The sequence below is a fragment of the Chloroflexota bacterium genome, assembly GCA_020161265.1.
Taxonomy (GTDB): Bacteria; Chloroflexota; Chloroflexia; order Chloroflexales; family Herpetosiphonaceae; genus Herpetosiphon.
Genome location: JAIUOC010000010.1, coordinates 213,245 through 236,887 on the forward strand (window position 1 = coordinate 213,245; position 23,643 = coordinate 236,887).

32 protein-coding genes, 1 tRNA gene and 1 pseudogene are annotated in these 23,643 nt (G+C 50.4%); 16 read left to right on the plus strand and 18 right to left on the minus strand.

Annotated features, from left to right (window positions below; genetic code table 11):
- Positions 1-52 precede the first annotated feature (52 nt).
- The 12 genes from LCH85_21970 to LCH85_22025 all read left to right on the plus strand — a co-directional run bounded on the left by LCH85_21970 (position 53) and on the right by LCH85_22025 (position 11,440).
- Positions 53-283, plus strand: a complete 231-nt coding sequence (locus LCH85_21970; protein MCA0354671.1) for a hypothetical protein — start codon at positions 53-55, stop codon at positions 281-283.
- Positions 284-458: 175 nt separating this feature from the next.
- Positions 459-1,793 (plus strand): transcription termination factor NusA, encoded by a 1,335-nt coding sequence (nusA, locus tag LCH85_21975; GenBank protein ID MCA0354672.1) that lies wholly within the window; start codon positions 459-461, stop codon positions 1,791-1,793.
- A 3-nt stretch (positions 1,794-1,796) separates the two neighbouring features.
- Entirely contained in the window at positions 1,797-2,120 is a 324-nt protein-coding gene (locus LCH85_21980; GenBank protein ID MCA0354673.1) for a YlxR family protein, read from the plus strand.
- A gap of 519 nt (positions 2,121-2,639) precedes the next feature.
- Positions 2,640-4,448: a translation initiation factor IF-2 gene (infB, locus tag LCH85_21985; protein MCA0354674.1), complete on the plus strand. Its 1,809-nt coding sequence runs from the start codon at positions 2,640-2,642 to the stop codon at positions 4,446-4,448.
- A gap of 98 nt (positions 4,449-4,546) precedes the next feature.
- Complete coding sequence (rbfA, locus tag LCH85_21990) at positions 4,547-4,927, plus strand: 30S ribosome-binding factor RbfA (GenBank protein ID MCA0354675.1); 381 nt, start codon at positions 4,547-4,549, stop codon at positions 4,925-4,927.
- A 10-nt stretch (positions 4,928-4,937) separates the two neighbouring features.
- Positions 4,938-5,930, plus strand: a complete 993-nt coding sequence (locus LCH85_21995; protein MCA0354676.1) for a bifunctional oligoribonuclease/PAP phosphatase NrnA — start codon at positions 4,938-4,940, stop codon at positions 5,928-5,930.
- Positions 5,931-5,978: 48 nt separating this feature from the next.
- The gene (gene truB, locus LCH85_22000) at positions 5,979-6,854 is read left to right on the plus strand and encodes a tRNA pseudouridine(55) synthase TruB (GenBank protein ID MCA0354677.1); all 876 of its coding nucleotides are present in this window, start codon (positions 5,979-5,981) and stop codon (positions 6,852-6,854) included.
- A 366-nt stretch (positions 6,855-7,220) separates the two neighbouring features.
- Positions 7,221-8,702 (plus strand): menaquinone biosynthesis decarboxylase, encoded by a 1,482-nt coding sequence (locus LCH85_22005; protein MCA0354678.1) that lies wholly within the window; start codon positions 7,221-7,223, stop codon positions 8,700-8,702.
- 172 nt (positions 8,703-8,874) lie between these two features.
- Positions 8,875-9,687: a hypothetical protein gene (locus tag LCH85_22010; GenBank protein MCA0354679.1), complete on the plus strand. Its 813-nt coding sequence runs from the start codon at positions 8,875-8,877 to the stop codon at positions 9,685-9,687.
- A gap of 120 nt (positions 9,688-9,807) precedes the next feature.
- Positions 9,808-10,995, plus strand: coding sequence for an acetyl-CoA C-acetyltransferase (locus LCH85_22015; protein ID MCA0354680.1), 1,188 nt, complete (start codon positions 9,808-9,810; stop codon positions 10,993-10,995).
- 53 nt (positions 10,996-11,048) lie between these two features.
- Entirely contained in the window at positions 11,049-11,249 is a 201-nt protein-coding gene (locus LCH85_22020) for a hypothetical protein (protein ID MCA0354681.1), read from the plus strand.
- Positions 11,250-11,365: 116 nt separating this feature from the next.
- Positions 11,366-11,440: transfer RNA gene (locus LCH85_22025), tRNA-Lys, on the plus strand.
- Positions 11,441-11,861: 421 nt separating this feature from the next.
- Here LCH85_22025 and LCH85_22030 read toward each other — a convergent pair.
- From LCH85_22030 to LCH85_22115, 18 genes and pseudogenes are all read right to left on the minus strand, one after another.
- Positions 11,862-12,863: pseudogene (locus tag LCH85_22030) on the minus strand (recombinase family protein).
- A 12-nt stretch (positions 12,864-12,875) separates the two neighbouring features.
- On the minus strand, positions 12,876-13,037 hold the full coding sequence (locus LCH85_22035; GenBank protein MCA0354682.1) for a hypothetical protein: 162 nt from the start codon (positions 13,035-13,037) through the stop codon (positions 12,876-12,878).
- Positions 13,038-13,382: a hypothetical protein gene (locus tag LCH85_22040; GenBank protein MCA0354683.1), complete on the minus strand. Its 345-nt coding sequence runs from the start codon at positions 13,380-13,382 to the stop codon at positions 13,038-13,040.
- Between the two features lie 9 nt (positions 13,383-13,391).
- Positions 13,392-13,544 (minus strand): hypothetical protein, encoded by a 153-nt coding sequence (locus LCH85_22045; protein MCA0354684.1) that lies wholly within the window; start codon positions 13,542-13,544, stop codon positions 13,392-13,394.
- Positions 13,537-13,782, minus strand: a complete 246-nt coding sequence (locus LCH85_22050; protein MCA0354685.1) for a hypothetical protein — start codon at positions 13,780-13,782, stop codon at positions 13,537-13,539. Before LCH85_22050 ends, LCH85_22045 begins: the two co-directional genes overlap by 8 nt.
- 45 nt (positions 13,783-13,827) lie before the next feature.
- Positions 13,828-14,193: a hypothetical protein gene (locus LCH85_22055; GenBank protein ID MCA0354686.1), complete on the minus strand. Its 366-nt coding sequence runs from the start codon at positions 14,191-14,193 to the stop codon at positions 13,828-13,830.
- A complete protein-coding gene (locus LCH85_22060) occupies positions 14,193-14,435 on the minus strand; it encodes a hypothetical protein (protein ID MCA0354687.1) in 243 nt (80 codons plus the stop codon). Before LCH85_22060 ends, LCH85_22055 begins: the two co-directional genes overlap by 1 nt.
- A complete protein-coding gene (locus LCH85_22065; GenBank protein ID MCA0354688.1) occupies positions 14,432-14,653 on the minus strand; it encodes a hypothetical protein in 222 nt (73 codons plus the stop codon). The genes LCH85_22060 and LCH85_22065 overlap by 4 nt, the downstream gene beginning before the upstream one ends.
- The gene (locus LCH85_22070) at positions 14,653-15,456 is read right to left on the minus strand and encodes an ATP-binding protein (GenBank protein ID MCA0354689.1); all 804 of its coding nucleotides are present in this window, start codon (positions 15,454-15,456) and stop codon (positions 14,653-14,655) included. The genes LCH85_22065 and LCH85_22070 overlap by 1 nt, the downstream gene beginning before the upstream one ends.
- Positions 15,443-16,360: a replication protein gene (locus LCH85_22075; protein MCA0354690.1), complete on the minus strand. Its 918-nt coding sequence runs from the start codon at positions 16,358-16,360 to the stop codon at positions 15,443-15,445. Before LCH85_22075 ends, LCH85_22070 begins: the two co-directional genes overlap by 14 nt.
- A gap of 44 nt (positions 16,361-16,404) precedes the next feature.
- Complete coding sequence (locus tag LCH85_22080) at positions 16,405-17,400, minus strand: ATP-binding protein (protein MCA0354691.1); 996 nt, start codon at positions 17,398-17,400, stop codon at positions 16,405-16,407.
- Positions 17,401-17,503: 103 nt separating this feature from the next.
- Positions 17,504-17,731, minus strand: coding sequence for a hypothetical protein (locus tag LCH85_22085; GenBank protein ID MCA0354692.1), 228 nt, complete (start codon positions 17,729-17,731; stop codon positions 17,504-17,506).
- 30 nt (positions 17,732-17,761) lie between these two features.
- On the minus strand, positions 17,762-18,001 hold the full coding sequence (locus LCH85_22090) for a hypothetical protein (GenBank protein MCA0354693.1): 240 nt from the start codon (positions 17,999-18,001) through the stop codon (positions 17,762-17,764).
- Positions 17,985-18,212 carry a hypothetical protein gene (locus LCH85_22095; protein MCA0354694.1) on the minus strand — a complete coding sequence of 76 codons (228 nt, stop codon included), beginning with the start codon at positions 18,210-18,212 and terminating at the stop codon, positions 17,985-17,987. The genes LCH85_22090 and LCH85_22095 overlap by 17 nt, the downstream gene beginning before the upstream one ends.
- Positions 18,196-18,546 (minus strand): hypothetical protein, encoded by a 351-nt coding sequence (locus LCH85_22100; protein ID MCA0354695.1) that lies wholly within the window; start codon positions 18,544-18,546, stop codon positions 18,196-18,198. The genes LCH85_22095 and LCH85_22100 overlap by 17 nt, the downstream gene beginning before the upstream one ends.
- Positions 18,547-18,944: 398 nt before the next feature.
- Entirely contained in the window at positions 18,945-19,163 is a 219-nt protein-coding gene (locus tag LCH85_22105) for a hypothetical protein (protein MCA0354696.1), read from the minus strand.
- 35 nt (positions 19,164-19,198) lie between these two features.
- Positions 19,199-19,753 carry a hypothetical protein gene (locus tag LCH85_22110; protein MCA0354697.1) on the minus strand — a complete coding sequence of 185 codons (555 nt, stop codon included), beginning with the start codon at positions 19,751-19,753 and terminating at the stop codon, positions 19,199-19,201.
- A gap of 28 nt (positions 19,754-19,781) precedes the next feature.
- On the minus strand, positions 19,782-20,003 hold the full coding sequence (locus LCH85_22115; protein ID MCA0354698.1) for a hypothetical protein: 222 nt from the start codon (positions 20,001-20,003) through the stop codon (positions 19,782-19,784).
- A 122-nt stretch (positions 20,004-20,125) separates the two neighbouring features.
- Between LCH85_22115 and LCH85_22120 the strand changes: the two genes are divergently transcribed.
- From LCH85_22120 to LCH85_22135, 4 genes are all read left to right on the plus strand, one after another.
- Positions 20,126-20,506, plus strand: coding sequence for a helix-turn-helix transcriptional regulator (locus tag LCH85_22120; GenBank protein MCA0354699.1), 381 nt, complete (start codon positions 20,126-20,128; stop codon positions 20,504-20,506).
- Positions 20,507-20,895: 389 nt separating this feature from the next.
- Positions 20,896-21,387, plus strand: a complete 492-nt coding sequence (locus LCH85_22125) for a hypothetical protein (protein MCA0354700.1) — start codon at positions 20,896-20,898, stop codon at positions 21,385-21,387.
- 426 nt (positions 21,388-21,813) lie between these two features.
- Positions 21,814-22,848: a DUF4236 domain-containing protein gene (locus LCH85_22130; GenBank protein MCA0354701.1), complete on the plus strand. Its 1,035-nt coding sequence runs from the start codon at positions 21,814-21,816 to the stop codon at positions 22,846-22,848.
- 54 nt (positions 22,849-22,902) lie between these two features.
- Positions 22,903-23,601 (plus strand): hypothetical protein, encoded by a 699-nt coding sequence (locus LCH85_22135; GenBank protein ID MCA0354702.1) that lies wholly within the window; start codon positions 22,903-22,905, stop codon positions 23,599-23,601.
- Positions 23,602-23,643 lie beyond the last annotated feature (42 nt).

Genomic DNA, 23,643 nt, shown 5'->3' on the forward strand with positions numbered 1-23,643 from the left:
TCTCCGCTACGGTAGCATAACCTGCGATTGAAACCCATGGAGGTTCTTACAGATGCGCAAACAAATTTTGGCTAGTCTCTTAGTTTTGGCAATCTTAGCTGGTTGTTCAACCACGGGTTCGGCCCCAACCACCGCTCCGGTGGTAAGCCAACCAACCAGCGCCGCTCCGGCTACAACTCCTGCGGCCTACCCAACCACGGGCGAGGGCAATGTGGTCGGCGAACCGACCCTGGAGCCAGCCCAATACCCAGTGCCACAAGCCTATCCGGCTCCAACTCCCTAGGTTGCACGGGCTTGGTGGTAGTGATATACTGTAACCAGAATGAAGTACACAGACCGAAACGTGGGTGTCCCCCACGTTTCTTCTTGTCAGCAATGTTAACCAACGCAGGGTGGCTCGATCAAAGCAGGTATTATGCTGATGCCTGACCCACTGCACCCCCTAAGCGAGGCTAGATATGAAAAGTGATTTTTACGCAGCTATTTCACAGATTGCCGCTGAACGTGGCATTCCCCGCGAGTCGGTGCAGGATGTTGTCGAACAAGCCTTAATTTCGGCCTATCGGCGCTATTTGGGCAGTAATCCACCACCAGTTGACGTTAAGATTGAATTAGAGCCAAATACTGGGCGGATTCGGGTTTATGCTGAAAAGCAAGTTGTTGATGAAGTGATGGATGATCGCTTCGAAATTGACATTGAAGATGCCCGTAACGTTCGCGCCGATGTTGAAATTGGCGAAACGGTTTATGTGGAAAGCACGCCCGACGATTTTGGCCGGATTGCCGCCCAAACCGCCAAACAAGTGGTGTTGCAACGGATCAAAGAAGTTGAACGCGACCATATCTATGGCGAATACTTTGATCGCGAAGGCGAAATTGTCACTGCCACCGTGCAGCGCACCGCCAAAGGCAACGTAATTTTAGAAGTTGGGCGAGCCGAAGCGATTTTGCCCCAAAAAGAGCAAATTAGCCACGACAACTATCGCCATGGCCAGCGGCTCAAAGTCTATTTGATGGAAGCTCGCCGTGATGATCCCCGTGGCCCACGTTTAGTAGCTTCACGTACCCACAAAGATTTGATCAAACGCTTGTTTGAAATGGAAGTACCCGAAATCTACAATGGTACCGTTGAAATTAAATCGATCGCTCGTGAACCAGGCTTACGCTCGAAAGTTGCCGTTCATGCCCGTCAAGAAGGCATCGATCCGGTTGGCTCGTGCGTGGGCATGCGCGGGATTCGGATTCAAAATATTGTGAATGAACTGAACGGCGAGAAAATCGACGTGGTGCAATGGGGCGCTGATATGCGGGTCTTTATTGCCAATGCCCTCAGCCCAGCCCAAGTCGTCGAAGTTCATCTTGATGAAGGCGAAAAAACGGCCACGGTGGTCGTGCCAGATAAACAATTATCGTTGGCAATTGGCAAGGAGGGCCAAAACGTTCGTTTGGCAGCCAAACTGGTTGGCTGGCGCATCGACATCAAGAGCGCATCTTCACTCTTAGAGGAAGAACGAGCTGCTGCTGAAGCGCGTGAGGCTGCCGCGTCGGAACAAATGCTGCAAGAAGCAGCGCTTTCAACCGCCAAAGTCGAAACCCGTAAGGTGCGGGTCGATTCCTTGATCACCTATCAAGGGCGACAATTTGGCCCCTTGCCAGTTGAACTGATTGGCGAAGAAGTAGCGTTGCGAGCCGCCGCCCAAAAACTCAATATTTATTTCAATGACAAGCTGATTGCTAGCTATATCATCGATGATGAGGCTGGTGACAGCGACGAGACGGATACCGAGGCATAGCCTATGGCTGCTCAAAAGCAGTCGCCGCGCCCACGCCATGTGCCACAGCGCATGTGTGTTGCTTGTCGGCGTACCGAGAGTAAACGTCAGTTGGTACGTCTTGTGCGCTTGGCCGACCAAAGTGTTGTGGTCGATCCAAGCGGCAAGCAAGCGGGCCGTGGTGCATATCTCTGTGCTGAACGCCCATGTTGGACGAATGCGCTGAAACGCGGGGCTTTAGAACGAGCCTTGCGCGTTGAACTGAGCGCGATTGATCAGCAGGCACTCCAAGCGATTGCTGATCAATTTCCCGATGCTGAACCAGCGGTGGAGGCTGCGATGAACTAAGCCGCATCACTGCCTTCGCCTCTGGCTTCGGCTTCCCAAACCTCAACACCCCCTTGGTGTTGGGTATTAGGAGGACCATAGATGCCAGTTTCTCAAAAAAATACTCGCGATGGCGTAAGTGATCGCGCAAACAATCGCAAATCTGGCCGTGAAGGCTTCTCCGCTAGTAGCGGCGGCAGCGGTGGTAACCGTGGCGGCGGCGGTGGCGGTGGTGGCAACCGTGGCGGTGGTGGCGGTGGCGGTGGTAACCGCAATCGGCCTCAATCGCCTGGCGGTGCTCGCCCTGCCCGTAGCGGCGAAGACGACCGTAACCGCTCTGGTGGCGGCGGTGGTGGTGGCGGTGGCAACCGCAATAATAACCAAAGCCGTGGTGGCGGTGGCCCAGGTGGCAATCGTGGTGGCGGCGGCGGTGGTGGTGGCGTTCCACCTCGTGGCAGCGGTGGTGTTCCACCTCGTGGCAGCGGTGGCCGTGGCCAAAACAACAATCAGCAAGGCGGTCGTGGCCGTGGCACGCCGATTATGGCTCGCCCAGTCGCTCCCGCTCGCCCACGTGGCCCAGTTGAGCTTGGGCCGGTCATGACGGTGCGGGAGTTATCCGAAGCACTCAGCGTTGGCGCAGCCGATATTATCAAAGAAATGCTCAAACAAGGCATTTTGGCGAATATTAATCAACAGCTAGATTATGAAACTGCCGCTGTGATTGCCGCTGAATTTGATATCGAAACCACCGAGCATGTGCCAGAACGGATGGCAGGCTTGGTTGATGATATTGGCGATGCGCTGCGAGCTGAAACAGCTGAAGATCTCAAAACCCGCCCACCAGTTGTCACGATCATGGGTCACGTTGACCACGGTAAGACCAAATTGCTCGATGCTGTGCGCTCAACTCGCGTGGCTGAAGGCGAAGCTGGCGGGATTACCCAACACATTGGTGCATATCAGGTTGAAATCCATGGCCGCAAAATTTCGTTCTTGGATACGCCTGGTCACGAAGCGTTTACCGCAATGCGGGCACGTGGAGCCACGGTTACCGATATTGTTATTTTGGTGGTAGCTGCCGACGACGGTGTGATGCCGCAAACGGCTGAGGCAATTGCCCACGTTAAAGCGGCTGGTGTGCCAATGATCGTGGCAATCAACAAAATCGACGTGCCTGGAGCTAACCCCGACCGCGTGCGCCAACAACTTGCTGGCGAAGGTGTAACCACTGAATCGTGGGGCGGCGATGTGCCCGATGTCGAAATTTCGGCCAAGCACAAGAAAAATATCGATGGATTGCTGGATATGGTCTTGTTGGTCGCCGATTTGCAAGAATTGAAGGCTAACCCAGACAAACCAGCAATCGGCACAATCGTTGAAGCTGAGCTTGATAAAGGCCGTGGCCCGGTTGCAACCGTACTGATTCAAAATGGCACGCTACGCCAAGATGATATTGTGGTGGTCGGGGCAACTCACGGTAAGATTCGCGCAATGTTTACCGACATTGGCCGCCGGATTCGGATTGCCGAACCTGCAACGCCAGTCTCGATCATCGGGCTTTCAGAAGTACCGCAAGCTGGCGATATTTTGCAAGTGCTCGATGACCCACGGATTGCCCGCGAGGTCGCGACAGTACGCCAACGCCAACGCCAAATGGAGCATATGGCCAATCAGCTTGGCAAAGCTACCACGCTTGATGAAGTCTACAAACAAATTCAAGCAGGCAAAATCAAAGATCTCAATATTATTCTCAAGGCCGACGTGCAAGGCTCAATTGGGGCAATCGAACACTCATTGGCGCAGTTGAATGAGAAACAAAGCGAGATTCAAATCAAGATTTTGCACCGTGGTACTGGCACAATCAGCGAATCGGACGTGAGCTTGGCCGTGGCTTCCCACGCAATCATCATTGGCTTTAATGCACGACCCGATGCTGCTGCACGCCGCAGTGCTGAAGCCAACGGGATCGATATTCGCTTCTACAACATCATTTACCAATTGATCGAAGACCTCAACAAGGCAATGATCGGGATGCTCGATCCTGAGATCAAGGAAGTAACCGATGGCTTTGCCGAAGTCCGCAATACCTTCCGCTTGCCATCACGTGAAGTTGTGGCTGGCTTGATGATGATCGACGGTAAAGTTACTCGTAACTCATTGGTACGGGTCTTGCGCTCAGGGGTCGTGCTGCACGATGGTCGGATTGGCTCGCTACGCCGTTTCAAAGACGATGTGCGCGAAGTGCTTTCAGGCTATGAATGTGGGATTCAGATCGATGGCTTCAACGACATCGAAACTGGCGATACCATGGAATTCTATCGTAAGGAAAAGATTATTCGTACCTCGTAAGCTGAATTAAACTCTAGCGTGGAGACAAATAGATCTGTTGGCGACAGCAGATGTGTTTGTCTCCATTCTGCATTATCACCACCGTGGGAGTGACTGTTATGGCAAAAAACAAACGAGTTGAACAAGTTGCTGAAGAAATCAAAACGATTTTGAGCAACGCGATTCAATTTGAAATTCAAGATCCGCGTTTGGGATTTGTAACCCTCACCAGCGTCAATGTTAGTCCAGATTTGTATCATGCCAATATTAATGTGAGCGTGATGGGCGATGATACAGCCCGTAAAGATTCGCTAGCAACGCTTGATCGAGCCAAGGGCTTTTTACGCCGCGAGCTTGGCCAACAAATGAAACTACGGGCGGTGCCTGAGTTGCATTTCCATCTTGACGTGACGATTGATACCCGTCAATATATGGACACGCTGTTTAACCAAGTCGATGAGGAACGGCGGGTTAATCCACCCAAACTAGACGACGAATAAGGATACCACGATGCTGTATACCACTATTCAACAAGCGGCTCCAGCCCTGCGTGAAGCCATGACCGCCGCACGCCACATTTTGGTTACCTCGCATATCAATCCTGATGGCGATGCAGTTGGTTCGAGCATCGGGCTAACCCGCATCCTACGGGCGATGGGTTGTCGGGTGACGATGGTTTTGCCAACCGATCTGCCGAGTTTGGCGGTGGTGTTGCCCGATGCTGCCGAAGTTGGGGTTTATAGCCATGGCGCAAGTTTGCCCGACGATGTTGATTTAGTGGTGTTGGTCGATACTGGCAGCATCTCGCGAATTGAACCGATTTTTAGTGCTGAACGCGCCTATTTGGCTCAACGCCCGCTATTGGTGATCGATCATCATGCCACCAACAGCGGTGAAGGCTTTTTAAATTTAGTTATGACCGAGGCAGCGGCAACCTGCGAAATTTTGGGCTTGCTGGCTCATGCTTGGAATCAAGCGATTGATGCTGAAACCGCCACCGCCCTATTGATGGGATTGGTGACTGATACCCAAAGTTTCCAGACAGCGCATACTAGCCCTCGCACGTTGCGCGTGGCTGCCGATTTGTTGGCAGTTGGTGGGCGTTTGAATGATGTAATGCGTTCGATGATGTATGGCAAGCCATTTGCCCATGCCAAAGCGTTGGGCTTAGCGATGGAGCGCATGCACGACGAAGGCGATATCATCTGGACTGAATTTACCCAAGCCATGCAACAAGGCACCGGGGCTGACGATGAGGCAGGCGATGAAATAACCGCTTATCTTAGCCGTGTAGCCACCGCCAAAGCCTATGTATTATTTAAAGAGCGGCGTGATGGCACGGTCAAAATCAGCTTGCGCTCGAAACCTGGCATCGATGTTGGCAGCGTGGCCCATGCCTTGGGCGGTGGCGGCCATCGCGAGGCAGCCGGCGCAACCTTGCAAATGGGCTTGGCCGAGGCTCGCGATCTGGTGTTAGGTGAATTACGGGCGGCCTTAGCCTAAATCAATAGAAAGGTTGCTGGCTCGTTAATCAACGGGCCATTGTTATTTATGCTGCATGGATTTTTAAACATCGATAAACCTCATGGTATAACCTCGACCGATGTGGTACGGGTGGTCAAACGCAATGCGCGTCAAAAACGCGTTGGCCATGGCGGCACACTTGATCCCATGGCAACTGGCGTGCTGCCGATTGCTTTGGGCAACGCCACACGTCTGCTCGAATATCTGCTTGAGGAAGAGCGAAAAGCCTATACGGCAACCCTACGGCTAGGCATTACCACCGATAGCGACGATGCTGAGGGCGCGGTGATCGCCGAAGCGCCGATTCCGCCACTTGACCCAGCCTTGATTGAAAGCGTGCTTAGCCAATTTCGCGGCGCGATCAACCAAGTTCCGCCCCAATATGCGGCAATTCGCGTTGATGGTAAGCGCATGTATGAATATGCCCGCGAAGGCAAGCATATCGAATTGCCAGCTCGCCCAATCACCATTGAGCAACTTGATCTCTTGGCATGGGATGCCCAGCAATTAACGATTGCCGTCGATTGCAGCAAAGGCACCTATATTCGAGCGATTGCCCGTGATATTGGGGCATTGCTCGGTTGTGGTGCGCATTTAACTGCCTTACGTCGCACCCGCGCTGGAGCCTTTGATCTGAGCAACAGCATTAGCTTGGCCGAGCTTGATCAGCAACCTGAGGCTTTTGCCGCAGCTTTATTGCCACCGCAGGCTGCAATTGCCAACTGGCCATTAATTAATTTGGCTGATGCGGTTGTGGCGGATGTGCGCATGGGGCGGGTGGTGCAGGTTGATAGCCAGGCTGAACGAGTTGGCTTGCTCGATCAAGCAGGCCAATTGGTGGCGATTGCCGTATTGCGTGAAACAGGCTATCAGCCAATCAAGGTTTTCGCCGCCGAGGAATAAAGGCTAAAGCTATGGGCTATGGGCTTTTGGCGATAGGGATTTATGGTTTAGACCAAACAAGCTGCCGATTGCCAATAGCCTAGAGCCTCACAGGTTCTGCGCCGCTGCATTAAAATCTGAACTCTGAGTATCTCATCGCATCTCTGACCCCTAGTCCTTCATTCCTCGGCACCTCTGCGTTAACATTTAAACTCTGATTGCTAGACTTTTCTTACAGCTTTTACCCAACCAGCTTAACGAATATCACTGCCCAGTCATCATAAGCCTTAGCTTCGATTAGCGGCTTCATCCAGAGCGGCAAAGGTTGCGTAAATCGTGATACAATGCACAAAGATTTGTGAGCAGCATCTGCAATGGAGCGTTATTGTGGCAGCAAAAATACCGACGACGTTCAGCGATTTACGCGAATGGATCGCCTTTTTGGAAAAACGCGGCGAATTGAAACGGATCAAAACGCCAGTTTCAGCTGATCTTGAAATCACTGAAATTACTGATCGCGTTTCTAAAATGAAGCAAGGTCAAGGCAATGTCGCTTTACTATTTGAAAATGTGATTGGCTCAGACTTGCCAGTTTTGATCAATGGAGTTGGCACTGAGCAACGCATGGCTTGGGCCTTGGGCTTAGAAAAACTCGACGATCTGCGGGCACGTTTGGCGAGCGTGGTCAAGCCCGAAGTTCCTGAAGGGGTTTTCGATAAGCTTAAAAAAGTCAGCGAGCTTTCGGAAATTCTGCGCTATCGACCTAAAACGGTTACCAGCGCTCCCTGCCAAGATATTGTCTGGACAGGCGACCAAATTGATTTGAATAAATTGCCAATTTTGAAATGCTGGCCCGATGATGGTGGCCGCTACGTCACCCTGACCACGGTGATTTCACGCGATCCCTACAAAGGCATTCGCAATGTGGGGATGTATCGAGTGCAGGTTTACGATGAAAAAACCGTCGGTATGCACTGGCAAATTCACAAAGGTGGCACTGAACATCAACGCGAGGCGCTGCGCAAAGGCGGGGTGAAACTGCCGGTTGCCGTGGCAATTGGCGGCGATTATGCCACGATCTACTCGGGCTCGGCTCCGTTGCCACCAGGCATCGACGAAATTATGTTGGCTGGTTGGCTGCGGCGCGAACGGGTTGAGATGGTCAAATGTAAAACGATCGATCTCGAAGTGCCAGCCAATGCCGAAATTATCCTCGAAGGCTATGTTGACCCCAGCGAAAGTCGGCTTGAAGGGCCATTCGGCGATCATACTGGCTACTATTCGCTGGCCGATCAATATCCCGTGATGCACCTGACCGCCATCACCATGCGCAAGGATGCGATTTATCCAACGACGATTGTAGGTTATCCACCGCAAGAAGATTATTGGCTTGGCAAAGCGACTGAGCGCTTGTTCTTGCCATTGATGCAGTTGGTCGTGCCTGAGGTAATTGATGTCAATATGCCTGCCGAAGGGACGTTCCATAATCTATTGGTGGTCAGCATCAAGAAAAAATACCCCGGCCAAGTGCGCAAAGTGATGTATGGCCTGTGGGGCTTGATGCTCATGTCGTTGACCAAATTTATTATCGTGGTCGATGAAGATATTGATGTGCAGGATATGAACCAAGTCTTGTTTCATGTCACATCGAATGTTGATCCGCAGCGCGATACGGTGATTGTGGAAGGGCCACTCGATGCGCTCGACCACTCGGCTGATCACTTTGCTTACGGCCACAAAATGGGGATTGATGCTACCCGCAAGCGCCAAGATATCGATCGTTTTCCGCGTGAATGGCCTCAAGACATTCGCATGACCCAATCGATTGTGGATCGGGTGACCAAACGCTGGCGTGAATATGGCTTCTAGTTAATCGATTACATCGATCGAACAGCGCGAACCAATGTTGGTTGGCGCTGTTTTTTTATTGGGTGCGACAACGTTTGATCGAAACAATTGTCGCATGGCTGTCGCATGGCCTTCGCTAAGCTGTCGCTGTGTCAATTGAGCGAGACACAGCTAGACAATGGTGGAGGCCAGAATGAACTCGCATGCCCAATATTTGACGCTTGTCGCAACCGTCGCAACGACCCAAGCTTGGGATTTAACCCCAGAACAACACCAGCACATAGCAAGATTACTTGCCCACTATAGTCAACATGCGACAAACGCTACATTAACTGACCTAACAATCAACCTTTGGCATGATTATGCGACAGTTCAAGCCGCGCTTGATCCACTGCATCCTGAGCATGAAACAGTCCGCCACCACGTGTATCAATATATTCTGCACTGTTTGAAGCAACGCCATGTATTAGGTGTCGATGATCTTTATCTTGATGATCGCTCGCCAGATGTATGCGCCTATGCTGATGTGATCCAAAATCTTGGTCAATTTCGCTTTGAAGCGCGGCTGAATACCTATATTTATCAGATAACGCGGCGAGCTGTCTTTCAATGGCGACGGGCTACTAATGCCTTAAAACGTGGTGGAATGGGCTTTAATCAGCAGCCAAATGATACGACGAACCGATCAATCCAACAAATCGTCTATTTAAGCCAAAGCCACCTTGAGCAAGATAGCTTAGTCGCGCCCGATCCATCAGTTGACGATTTGGTAGTATTACGTCAACTGAAACGCGAAGTGCTCAAGGTTGTCGTTACCATGCACGACGACCCGCTGTATGCCATTGCCCAGCGTTTATGGAATGAACTCTTGTTTGAGCAAACCAATATTTCGGCCTTGGCGCAGGCTGAGGGCTTAACGGTCAATGAATTATTTAATTTGCGGGCACGCTTGGGGCGGCGCTGTCGTGGCGTGGTTGAACGCTGGCGCGAGGGTTTCAGCGAGTGAAATTTAACCTAGATCGCTCCTACACTTTATGGTAAGATAGTCAACAATTATTGAATAGATAAGCCAGTGGCAACGGCGCTGCTGGCTTTTAGCTAGTTCAAAATCAAGGAGTATGGCCCCATGAGCAACGAGCGCGAACCGGTGTTGTTGAGTGCTGCCCGCACGCCAATTGGCAAGTTTGGCGGGAGCCTCGCTGATTTAACTGCGCCTCAACTCGGTGCGATCGCAATTAAGGCCGCATTGGAGCGAGCTGGAATCAACGGCGATGTTGTTGATGAAGTGATTATGGGTAATGTAATTGGGGCGGGCTTGGGTCAAGCACCTGCGCGACAAGCGGCTTTGGGTGCTGGTGTGCCTGACAGCGTGAGCGCCCTGACAATTAATAAGGTCTGTGGTTCGGGATTGAAGGCCGTGATGTTGGCTGCCAGCATGATCAAAGCTGGTGATGCTGAGCTGATTGTGGCTGGTGGCATGGAAAACATGTCGCGAGCACCCTACCTTTTGCCTCAAGCTCGCTTTGGCTATCGGCTTGGCAACGGCGAAATTCAAGATGCCGTAGTGCATGATGGCTTGTGGTGTGCAGTTGAGCATCATCATATGGGCAACTCAGCCGAGTGGGTCGCCGATGCTTGTAATGTTAGCCGCGAAATGCAAGATGAATTTGCCTACAATTCGCATCGCAAAGCAGCAGCAGCGATTGCCCGTGGCGCATTCAAAAACGAAATTGTGCCAGTTGAACTCAAGAGCCGCAAAGGCACAACCATTTTTGATATCGACGAGCCAGTTCGTGCCGATAGTACAGTTGAAGCCTTGGCCAAATTAAAGCCAGCCTTCAAAGCTGATGGCACGGTTACCGCTGGCAATGCACCTGGCATTACCGATGGTGCTTCGGCCTTGGTTGTGGCAAGTATGGCCAAAGCCCAACAACTGGGAGCCAAACCGCTGGCACGCATTACCGGCTATGCCCAGGCTGGCGTGAAACCACTCGAAATCTTTACAGCTCCAGCCTTTGCTGTGCGCCGCTTGCTTGAAGTAACCAACACCAGCTTGGCCGATTATGATTTGTATGAATTCAATGAAGCCTTTGCCGCCCAAGCGCTTGCCAACGGCCACGACCTCAAGATCGACTGGGATCGCTTGAATGTCAATGGTGGGGCGGTTGCTTTGGGTCACCCGATTGGAGCAAGTGGCGCACGTGTTTTGACGACGCTGGTGTATGCCTTGCAAGAACGTGGTGGCAAGCGTGGCCTCGCGACCCTCTGTTTAGGTGGTGGCGAAGCCGTTGCCTTGGCGATTGAATTGATTTAAGCCAGAGTGGAGAAGGTGATGACGGCACCAACCAACCAACATAAGGAGGAACAATGGGTACTGTTGAGTTGATCTCTACTTTGGATGAAGGCGTTCGTGAAGGTCGAATTGCGCCCTACTTGGCTGATTTTATTGCAGCGCAAGCCCTGAATGTTTCAGCCGACGAAGTTGGCTTTAGCGAATGGGGCAGCCCCGACCGCGACGTACTATCCCGCGATGGAGCAACCACCGAAGCCCTTTCCCGTCATCAATAAAAAAGAGCGAGCGGCGCGGTCAATTTGGCCACGCCGCTCACGTTGACTTAGATTAAAAAGTTTGTGAACCTTATCATTTGCAATTTTATTAAGAGTGTGCTATACTCTCACGCGTTGGGCCGGTAGCTCAGTGGTAGAGCATCGGACTTTTAATCCGCTGGTCGTGGGTTCGATCCCCACCCGGCTCACCAAGCGGGATTGTTGCAAACTTCCTACAAGTTCCAGAAATGGTTCTCGTGGTTGGTAGGCGACAATCCCTTTTTTTGTGCCCCAAATGGCTGCAATGAGTGATTGTAAGGCTACGCGCTTCTCGGCTAAGGCTCCCTTCTGCTTAAATGTCCAACTAATTGATTCTAATAAATCTAGGGCTTGCTCCATGTTAAAGGATGCAGCTGGTTTTTGGCGTGGTGCTTGGGCTTGAGCAAACAACGCTGATTTGCGCTGCTCATATTCATCAGCCCGGATGTGATCGTTGAGAAACATGCGCTTGAGTGCGGCAAGCTCGGCTTCAATGTTGGGTGCTTCGGGTACTGGTTGTTGGCGTGCAGCCCACTGTTGCTGAGCAACCTGAAGAATGTCGCGCTTCCAATCGCTGGGAAACGCCAAGGCATCGAGCACCGCAATCATATGCTGATCAAGCACATCGTTGCGCACCATGGCCATGGGGCATTGGTTGTAGCGGTGTTGACTGCACTCATAGTACACAACGTTGGTTGTGCGTTTGTAGTGTTGCCACATGCGGCTGCCACATTGCTCACAATACAAAATTTCACTGAGCAGCCCACGGCCTTGGCTCACAGGAGTCCAGCCGCGTTTTTGGCCGCGCCGATCAAGCAAAACTTGTACCGCGTCCCATGTTTTTTTGTCAATCAGCGCTTCATGTTGGCCAGCATAGGTTTGGCCTTTGTAGCTCACCTTGCCAATATAGGCTTGGTTGCGTAGCATCGATGCAACGTTGTCTTTGGTGTAGGGAACATAGCGCCCTTGTTGCGTGTTCCAAACGCGTGCACCACGTTGATTCATGGCATCGGCGACGGTGCTGAAGCTATACAGGCCTGTGGCATAGAGGATAAACAGCATGCGCTGGTGCTCGGCATCGGCTGAAGGAACCAGCACCCCTTGCTCATTGCGTTGGTAGCCTGTTGGCACTGGGCCAGGTAATTTGCCTGATTCCGCAGCTGCACGGCGGGCACGTGCAACCCGTTCGCCTGTTAGTCGGCTATAGAGTTCGGCCCCAGCCCCCAACATCGTCAGATTGAAGCGGCCAGCAGCGGTATCCATCTCAATTGGCTCGGTAATGGAAATGAGCTGAATCCCCAGCGCGTGGAATTCATCAACTACCCGCAGCTGGAGCGAGGTGTTACGTGCGCAGCGGTCGAGCTTCCAAACTAACACAACATCAAAGCACCGTGGTTTCCGAGCGGCATCTTCACGAAGCTGCATAAACGCGGGACGATCAGCATTGCGGCCACTCTTGCCAGCATCTTGATAGACCTGCACAACGTGCCAACCATGGCGTTGGGCATAGGCCTGACAATCACGCTCTTGGCTTGCAAGGCTGCTGTTTTCAGCTTGTTCACGGGTGGAAACCCGCGTATAGATAACGGCTCGCATGAATAATCCCTTCTACGCTGCTTTCGATTGAGGCTGTTGTGCAGATGATTGATCCGCTTCTTGGTCTTTGTCAAGCATCAATGCAACCAACAAAGCTGCAAAGGCTTGAACAACGCTTTCACGTTGCCCATCGGCTTGGCCCCTTACTTCTATTGGATTTGATAGTGGTTGCATTTATACCTCAAAGGCTAATTGCATCGCTGGTTCTGGGTTTGGCTCGGTGTTCTTTACGGGTGGTTCGGTCAGCACTAAACCACAGCAAACGCAGTGACCATTGGCGCGTTCCCATACATCGTTGTGATCAACGGGGCAGACGGTTTGGGCTTCGCGTGGCGCAGCGGAGCGAAGTTCACTCCACCAGTGCCAATACAATTTGTGCCCATGCGATCCTTCTAACATGCGGTCGATGGCCGCTATCTGTTCTGGTGGCAGATGGTTTTGGCATCGTGTTCGATACTGCATCGCTGGCTCTCGATAGAGTTCGCGCCATGCCACATAGCGCTCATGAAAACTACTCATAGCCATTCCTTAGGTTGGTTGATGCTTGTCACGCAAGCGGCGAAAGCAATCGATCGCTGCTTGTTTTTCGGCTTCGGTAGCAGCTTTTGGTTCGGGTGGTGGTTGATTGGATTGAGGATCGGGGGGCGGCGGCTGGGGTTCAGGTTTGGGTTGGTTAGCCATCGATCACCTCGTAATAGAATCGCCGCAACAAGGTCACCGCATGCTTTTTCGTTTTCACGCCTCGATGATTTTGCAGATGGCGGCGGCCTTCATAGATCAAGCGCAGACTCAAATGACCGTCGGCATAAAAAGCGATTGCATAGCCGCATGGGGTTTGCATCACATAGGTATCAGGCGATGTCCAAAAGCCATCGCTACGGTTGACGTTGCTCACTTCATCAATTAATCGTTCAGGCATAGACACCTCAAAAAACCGCTATCCCACTGGGTAGCCGTTGATGATTCAATCGTTCGGCGAAAAATAGGCCGAATAGGTTGGTACACGATTGAGCAGGTCGTGCAATTCTTCATCGCTATAGTCAATCGATGAGTGATAGATCACGTTATCGCACCAGATATAGTGCCAGCCTGGCGAATCTGGTGACCATGCCGAGGCAGGTGGCAACGCCGGAATACATTCCACAATCACATCGTTCGGCTCGTCGGCATCATGCAAATCAGGATCGGGCAGGTCGTTGATCAAGAGCCAGCGCAGAAAAACGCCAACGGTTGTGAAATCAATGGTGGGGCCATCGAAGGGAATTTTGTTCATCTGCGCACGAAATTGCTGCACAATCTGTGTTTGGGCATTGCTATCAAGCGGATTCATCAAACAAGCTCCAGTACGAGTTGCATGCCGTGGTGACAGATCGGTCTTTCAAGAGAATGGTTCATTGCTGACGGCGATTGATCAGTCAAGAGCGTTTGTTGGACTGGAGTTAACCACTGGGCCAACAACCACGGTGAAATCATGCGATTGGTAATCAGGTTACGAGCTGCCGCAATATTGCCGTTGCGCAGCTGCGCTTGAATCTCCAGCCGCGTGCCCACCAGATTGATCAGGGTACTCATGCGGCCTCCAGCAAGGGAATAATGATTTTGCGGCAGCCGCAGCGCTTGGGCGTAAATTCAATGTAGCCTGCATCACGCAGCACCAACAAGGCTTGGGCAACCGTGCTATAGCCAAGGCACAGTTCATCGGCCAAATCGCGCACCGTTGCCAATGGTCGGCGGCTCACCGCCCCCCACACCAGCCGCACAGTGGTAAAACTTACAGGTTTGCGGCGCATTAGGCGGCCCCCAGTCGATCCATCGGATCACGTCGTCGATAATCCGCCGCTTGGACGACCACCAACTGCCCTTGCACGGCATCGAGCAAGCGACTGCATAAGCGCATGCCAAAGCGGCGATTAGCCTCGGCGGTGTTCGGGTGCAAGTTGCTCGTGATCACGGTTGGGCGTTGGTATTCGTAGCGCTCATTGAGCAATTGGAACAGGGTTTCTTTGCCCCAATCGGTGGCGTTTTCTGCACCCAAGTCGTCGAGCAGCAGAATTGGCGCTTTGCGGAAGAGTTCAAATTGGTCATCAAAGCTATTCTTGGGCTTGGTGCTGGTTTGATCGAAGGTGGCACGCAGCAGGCGCAAGGCATCGGGAGCCGTTGACCAAACGACTTCATAACCACTGGCTTGCAGCGCGTTGCCGATCGCTTGGGCCAAGTGGGTTTTGCCACAGCCCGGGTTGCCAACCACGGTCAAAAAGCCATCGGGATTTTCGGCAAAGGCTTGGGCCGCACCAACCGCAACCCCAACACCAGTGACCGCACTATCAAAGGTGGCAAAGGTTTTGCCGCGAAATGGGGCAAGACCACTCTTGGCATGCAGCTCACCACGACGGCGCTCGATTTGGCGTTGTTGCAGACAGCCACAGGATTGCAATTTGCCAAACAAGGGGTGATGAATCGCGACATCATAGACAAAATAGCCAGCGCCTTTACAACACGGACAGGTTTCGTTCGGCTCCCACGGGACAACGGGCGGAAGGATGTCAGGAGCAGGCGTTACCGATGCTGGAATACTGGTATCAAATCGTTGCATACAATCCTCGCAACTGGCTCTCGAGCGGAGTCAGCCAATAGCTGAAACGCCGCCGAAAGCGATCATTATGCTTGGGGATTTCAATTTCGCCACGGTCGGCCACCCACACGGCATCGCGCATCCACGGGGCCATATCGGGCGGCAAACCGTGATCGGCTGGCAGCCACGTTGGCCAATTGGGTAATGGTTCATCAGGGTGGGTTGGCTCGACGGCAGGGGGTTGGGCTAGGCGTTGATGCACGCCAGCTTCTAGGTCTTTGGCGATTTGGGCCGCTGGATAATCGGAGCCAACGTGATCAAGGTAGGCTTGAATCACGGCAACTGGCTCATGGGCATAGTTGCTGGCCGACCACACTTTGCGATCACGTAACAGCCGATAGGTTGTCGATTGTTGATTCTTATTTTTATTCGCATCGCCAGATGCGCGTTGCCGTGATTCGATTGGTTCCGCTGCGGTTGATGTGGATAATATTTTCTTTAACTTTCTTTTTTCTTTAATACTATTAAAAGGCTGGTCTACTTCGTTGACCATTTTTGGTCTACTTCGTTGACTATTAGTAGTCAATGTGGTTGACTGGTCTACTTTGTTGACTGGTCTACTTCGTTGACTGTTTTGGTCAACCTCGTTGACTACCACAATGTGATAGCTGTAGCCATTGCCAACCGCTTCACGCTGAATCGTTCCTCGGTCGGCTCCTGCGGCTAAGCCGTTGAGCACGCCTTGACGGCTTAGCCCTGTAAGCAACTCCAGATCGCTAATGCTCAGCTTGGCAGTTGGGCGATGCCAGCCAAAGGTCTCGCGACAAATGGCCAGCGTCACCCGCATTTCGGCTTCGCTCATCTCACATAACAGATCAAGAATTTCATTGGGGGTTTGGGTGTAGTTTGGCGGAGCAATTGTCATAGTGGCCTCACAAGCACGCGCCCCACAATGAAGCGCTTGAGCACTTAGTTATCAAACACCGCATCCCGCTCAGCCCGTTGGGCAGCGGTTGGGCGTTTGGTTCGGCGGAAGAGATGGGCTTTGGGGCAGGTTTCCCAATGGGTTTGCTCGATGCGCTGGCCATGGCCATTGGTGTTGTAGGGCATTGTGCCCACCCATACAATTTCGGCTGCGCAGCCACGGCATTTGGCAACTCGTTCGCGCTTGGTTGGCGTGGCTACAGGTGGTTCGGCAAATAGCTCAGGTTCTGGCTCTGGCTCTGGCTCTATTTCGGGTTCTGGCTCAGGGATTGGTTGATCGAGTAGCGGGGTTTGGGGTGTTGCTTGCCCTTGATCGAGCCATGCTAAAAGTGTGGTCGCAACCTCGGCCCCAGCACGAGGAATGATCGCGCCATGCAAGGCTGGGCAACGAGTTTTGGTGACGATAAAAGTATTATCGGCATCAATATCAGCGACAACATCAAACTCGTATTCCAAGCCATCGCGTTGGATTGGGGCTAGCCCGATTTTGCGCGGTGCTTGTTTGCCGCGATCATTTTGTTCGACCACATATTCAGTTTTCAGTCGCATGGTGCAAATGATGTGCATGCGACTGGCCAAAATGGTTTCAATTAATTTTTGCTGGAGCGGCGTTGCATCGGCCCACGCGGTGAATTTATTGCCGCTGCGCTTGCCAATGCGATCAACTTGCTCCAAAACCCCATCTTTGCCATTCCAGGCATGCGACAAACTATCGATAATCAACACATCGTAGCCAGCCTGTTCGGCGGCGTGAATTGCATCGATATAGCGCTGGGGATGAAACGAGGTCAGTTCAGCCACATCGAAATTGGCAACATCATCGGCGTATTTGCTGGCACTGCCATGCTCGGTATCGATCACCGCGATCGCCTTACCTAAATGATTGGCGATGCTGAGGGCGGTGTAGGTTTTGCCGCTTCCGGCAATGCCGAGCAGGGCTAGGCGGAGTTTGCTCTGGTGTTTTGTTGCCCGTTGAAACATGTGAAGTCTCCATGGTATACTGGCAAAAGCTTCAAACAAAAAGCACCCATTCATCTTGACCATGAATCGGTGCTGGTGAACGGTAAATGAAAGCGCTGTGCCATTAAGCACAGGGCTTTTTGTTTGGACGTTGTGTCCGTGCTTTCGTGCGAAGTGCTTCTTCGCGCTCGGCAATCTCAATCCATTCCTGAACCTTGGGATCATTCTTTGATGCTGCAAATGCTGCACGGCGCTCAGCTTGATCAGCCTTGCGTTGTCGCTCTCGGTAGGCTTCAATCGCCTCGCCAAAATCTTCAAATGACCCATCACTGGTGTGAATCCATGCCGCCATTGGTACGCTCCTTTGTTGTAGAGAATTAAATCAATGCTGCTTCAAGTACGAGGCTTGGAAGTAGATCTCGTGGGGCAGCGATAAGAACAGGTTCGCCTTCATCTTCAACCCAGTAACTGATTCGTTACTGGGCCGAATGGTTGCTGAGCGGTAAGCCATCTCAACATGATCGGTCAAGACTTGATGGAATTCCAAGGCATCGTGGAGTGGCAACCCTACACCTAACGTTAATTCTTGATTTGCTAGTTCAGCTTTAACAGTCCAACTCATTCTTTTTTTGCTCCTTCTCAGTTGCATCACGCAGGGCGATTAGGCGTTGGCGCTGTTTGGCCAACTCTTCACGCCCTTTTTTTACAAACTGCAAAATTGTTGGTTCACGCGAACGTTGGGCGATTTCAACAAAGGCATCGTCAGCATTGCCACGCAATGCCAATGCATCGGTAATTTCGCCCCACGTTCGCTGTTTATCGGTCGCTGCCATCAATCCATTCCTGCGTGATTGGCGATGGAACCGACCGACTGAGCTGCCCAGCGGTAAACGCGGCCTGATCTTTGGCCGTCAATACCCTGCGGAGCCAATAGCCAAGAATCACGACCAGTCCGGCCCCACCGGACAACAACAGCAGCGCCACGCCAAAAAAGACATAGAGCGGGTCGATCAAGAGACAAAAAACGGTAAACCACGCAATGATCGTGAGCATGCCGAGCATGTAGGTGATTGGTGGTTTCAAGCGCCATGGGTGATCCCACAAGGCAAGATGTTCAGTGGCTAAGCTAATGGCACAGCCAAGGGTGCAAATCAGCAATTCAATCATCAAAACCTCATCAAACAACTGAGAGACGAAAACGAAGGTCTGTAGTAAGCTTTTGATAGTGTGTTTTGGGCAGGCCTACGTGATTTCCTGCCCGTTGATCGTGGTGCAACATTGGCAACGGTGCGGCGGTTTGCCGAGGTGGGGTCATCGCCCATAGCCTTGTGCCGTTGGAAGTTGCGATCCCGCGCTGGTTGCGCACGATATGCCACGACTGCGTATTGAATTGTTAAGGTAGTCCTGCTTGTGAACATTGCCGCTGTTCCGCACAACAGCGGGTGAGAATTGATACATACCGAGTTGCGCCACGTTGGCGCTGGTGAGCAGGTAGGGCTGCTCAGGCCGTGCCGCTGACGCTTGCGGCGCTGCAATATGGCTTGCAGCCGATAGCCAAAATCTGATTAGTACGGCTGATAATTAATTGGCTCGAGCGCTTGCCAGTAGGTAAGCTGGCCCAAGCCCATCTGTACCGCTGTAACCGTCATGCCAGTTGCAAAGCTCTTTGAATAATCACGAACGGTATAGCGATCGGTGTCGGTTGTAACAATCAAGGTGTTATGGTCATCGGCCCCATATAAAATCGAAACAGTTCCAGTAATCATTGGTAGTGGCTGATTCATTGGGTGGCTCCTATCCTTGAACAGGGATTGAAACACTAGGCGGCTGCTTTAGTTAGCGCGGTATAGAGGTGTTGGCGCATCAGCGAATCGGCTTCGTTATAGGTCGAGCGATAGCCCAACAATTGGCCAGCGCTGTACACGCCCCATTCGCTCAAGGTGAGGCAGTAGAACGCGCCCGTTTTGTCGCTGGATTCGCAACTTGGGCACGTGCAGATTGGCTTTTTGATTTTGCGAGTGGTCTTTTTGGTGCGTGGGCGAGCAGGGGCAATTGGAGCTGGCGGAGCTACCAGCAGGCTAAGGTGCGAAATCAAACTGGCTGCCATGAAGATATTGGCAACGCCAGCAACAACCGAGGTTTCACCGTTCTCATCGTCGTGGTAGATCGTGCAAAAGTGTGGGTTGGTTGGGCTTGGGGTTTCAAGCACGCGCAAGCCCAAATCGTTGTTGAGGTTGATCGGGGTAAACTGGGGTTGAGGGTTATTCGCCAGTTTGGCCAAGGTTTCAGGTTGATTAGCGATCGAATTTTCTGCATCGGAGAGGGATTGGGCTGTGCTCAGGTGGGTACGAATGACCTCAATAATGGTATTCATAAGTTTGCTCCTTGGTTGGTGGTTATGGTTAGGCGGCTTGTTGATTGTTTTCTAAAGTATTTTGTTTCTCAAAGTGAACAATCTGAGATAAAAAAAGAGGATGAGTTCTAAATAAATCTTCTGCTGTCGCCGAGGCCGATTTATCATTAGTTTCAGCCAACAATCTAATGAATTGAATAATCTCATCAGACAACATATAAGTAGCTGATTTTTTTCGGGGTGGACGGGTTGTCGCATTCAATCGACTCATAAATACCTCGCTTTCGTTTACTAAGATGAATTGTACACTTTAGGAAACAAAAAGTCAAGAACTTTTCTTGAATTATCTTATATCATGATCTATACTCGCTTTTGTAGCATAAGAGGTTTCTAATGTCGGGTCTACCTATTTTCCTTAAGCATGAAATGGATAAGCGGAACTTGGGGCTAAGAGATCTCGCATCTTTGGCCGATCTAGCACCATCCACATTATCCAAAATAATGAATACACCAAATCACACACCTGACTTAAAAACTCTTGCCGCACTTTCTAGTGCATTAAATCTTCCTCTGGGGAGATTGATTGAGGCTTGTGGATATGACGTTGGTTCCGTGGGGAATCCTGATGATGTTCAACGGCAGATTGCTGCAATTGCTGGAGCAGTGCCGGAGCTTCGAGAGATGTTCCTAGATCTGGCTCATTCGAATGATGATGTTCGGCGCTCTGTAATTGCATACATGAAATTGCTCGATCAAGAACGCCAGGCATCCTAATCACTCGATCAAACTTAGCAAAATCCATAAAACACCAACTCCCAAGTAGAACCTGTGTTCGATTCTATCATAGCCCTATAGGAAACAAAGATTACAACATCATTACGTTCACTGTAAAAAGAGCGCTGTCAAGTGCTTAATTTGTTGTATGCAAATTATTGCATGTATTTGACAGATATGCAATAGGAAATAAATTTCCTGCTAATAGGAACGCAGGTACAAATAGCGTGAATAGCGGAAATAGTGTGCGTTACGTGCATTAGGCACATTATGAATTTTACGCTTGTCAAGTGTGAAATTTCTGTAGGATGATAAATTTTGACTGTATGCAATAAAATATATTCTATCCAGTCAAAATTTCACCTAATGCTGATACAGTAGAGGTTCATATGCCAGATCCTCAAGACCAGAGCAAACCCCATTTACCAAAGCTTATTGAAGGTGATATTCTCATCCCTTTCTCCCCAAAGCTGGCGAAGGTGTTAGGGCATCTTGAGGCACTCTTTCTTCAACAACTCCACTATCACACATATTACCGTTCGCAGCCTTATCTTTTTGTTGGGCAGTATACCTGGCATGAAAAATCCTATAGCGACTGGTGCTCAGAACTGAGGCAGGCCAAACCCAAGACCTTACAAATTGCTGTTCGTAAACTTGAGAAGCATCACATTATTTATAGTTGTGCCGTCAACATGCGATTTGACCAGCAGAAGTGGTACACCATCAATCAGCAAGCAATCCAAGTAATAAATACGGCTCTAGAGGAGTTGGCTCGGCTTGATAAAAAACAGGTTTATGAACATTTAGCATCACTAATTGAGCCACATTATGACCGGAATGCAAGTGATCGATTCTTGGCCGCATTAAGGAATAGCGAGTAACTTATGGGTATGTGATTCTATTGAGGGGGTGTATACGTTGTAGTTACACACGTCTAAATAACAGAATCTCCAGATCCTTAAAAATAGACGCTCTGAGGTTCCTTAATTAAGGTGCTAATAGCATCTTAAATGCTGGAGCTGTTAACTTAAAAATAATATCCGTAATACCATCCATCCCTACCAAAGCAAGCACCCGCTGGCGCGGGTGGGTAATAATAGAAAAAACCTCGTTCTCAAACCCAACTACAACGGAATAGATGGGATGGATGGGAGGGATGGATGGATGGATGATTTTTCACCAAACGTTCCAACCTAGGTTACTAAAAATCGCCAATATTCGAATTTTCACGGATTTGGAACTTTGATCCAAAAAACGCTCTCACATTGCATCTAATCTTACGAACAGTTAATCCTGAAGGAGTGCTGATGGGTATTCGATTTGGCAAGCGGATAAAGTTAGGTAAATACGTGAGCCTCAACATCAGTAAAGGCGGCGTAAGCATGAGCGCTGGGGTAAAGGGAGCACGAATTACCACTGGGCGACGTGGAACCTACCTGACTGCTGGGATACCAGGTAGTGGCATTAGTTATCAAACCAAACTAGGGGGATCGTCAGCTCAGCGCGGGTCATCAGCCGTAGCCCATCGCGGCGGCTCGGCAATGCCCCAAGCAGCTCGTGCAACACCACCCGTAAAACCGCCTAGCCCATCATTCCTTGCACCGAAGCACGAAAAAGAATTTTATAAAGCGCTTGAAGATTTTCGCTCAGGCAATCGCGATGCTGCGCTCAATCACTTCCTGCAAGCAGCGGATCGTGAACCAAGCGCGGCATTGCTGGCAGTAGCAATCATGGGGACACGCGATCCGCGTGCGGTTGGGTTATTAGAGCGCGTGATTATGAGCGATGTACAATTTCCTACCGAACTTATGGCCAAATATTCTGTCACCAGTGCCAAAATGACTCTTGATATTACTCGCTTCAGTGATGCCCAAGTGCCACTCGATGCCTTAGGCGCGGCATTGATTCTTGCCGAGGCCTATCAAGATCAAGGTCGGCTCGATGATGCGGTTGGGTTGCTGGAAGAAGTTGATGAAATTGCCGACGAGCCAGCCGTAACCTTATCGTTATGCGAGCTGTACGCTATTCGTGGCCACTGGCAAGGCGTTATTCAAGCAGCTCAGAAAATGACCGTAGTTGATGACATTACCTTTGAAATCAACTACATCTATGGGCTTGCCTTACAACAACAAGGGCTGCATGAAGCGGCGCTCGATGTATTTACCAATGCGCTGAAAAAGCAAAAAGACCAAGATCCGGTCTTAGTGCTCGAAATGAGCTATGCGCGGGCAATTAGCTATGAAGCAACCAATAAGAAAGCCCAGGCACGCAAGGAGTTTGAGAAAATCTATGCAGCAAACACGCAGTTTCGCGATGTACCCCAGCGGCTGGGGCTGGGGTAATAGTCATTTGCACAATCGGAGTGAAATTAGAGTAATACAAGAAGCAGGTAATTCATGACCGAACTACCAAAGCAAGTAAAAATTCATGAATCTGGTAGACAATTGATGACGATTATGAACCTTCTTTTAGAAGATGTCGATTACTGTTTCTTAGCTATTGATGATCTGAAGAAAAGAGGGTATTCATCAGAAGAGCTACAATTTTGGTATCGGGCTGTAATACGATCTCTATTTGCATGGATTGAAGGGGTAATTTATCGTTTGAAACAATTTTCTATTGAATACGATGGAGTATTAAGTGAGAAATTAGATTCTAAACTCTATTCGTCATTACTTGATACTGAATACCAAATAAATGAAAAAGGAGAGATAGTTAAATCAGATAAGTTTATTCCATTGCCAAGAAATCTAATTTTTGCATTTAAGATCTACGCCCATGTATATAATTGTCAATATAATGTTGAAACATCAACCCATCACTGGCGCAATTTTCGTGATGCCATAAAGATACGAAATCGGATTACACATCCTAAAGTATCAGATGATATTACTATAACTGAAGATGAAGTCTTGCTCATAAAAGATGTTAGAAAATGGTTTAGTACTATATACCAAGAGCTTTATAATAAAACTCAGGCAGAAAATGATAGATTTATTGCAGAAAAAGAGAGAGAAGTTGAAGAACTAAAAAATAACATACTTGATTCTATCAAGCAAAGAAATAATGGCCAAATTAGAAGAAAGGATACCTAAAGCTATCTTGTAAAAACAATCCTCGATAGGGGATTAAAACTG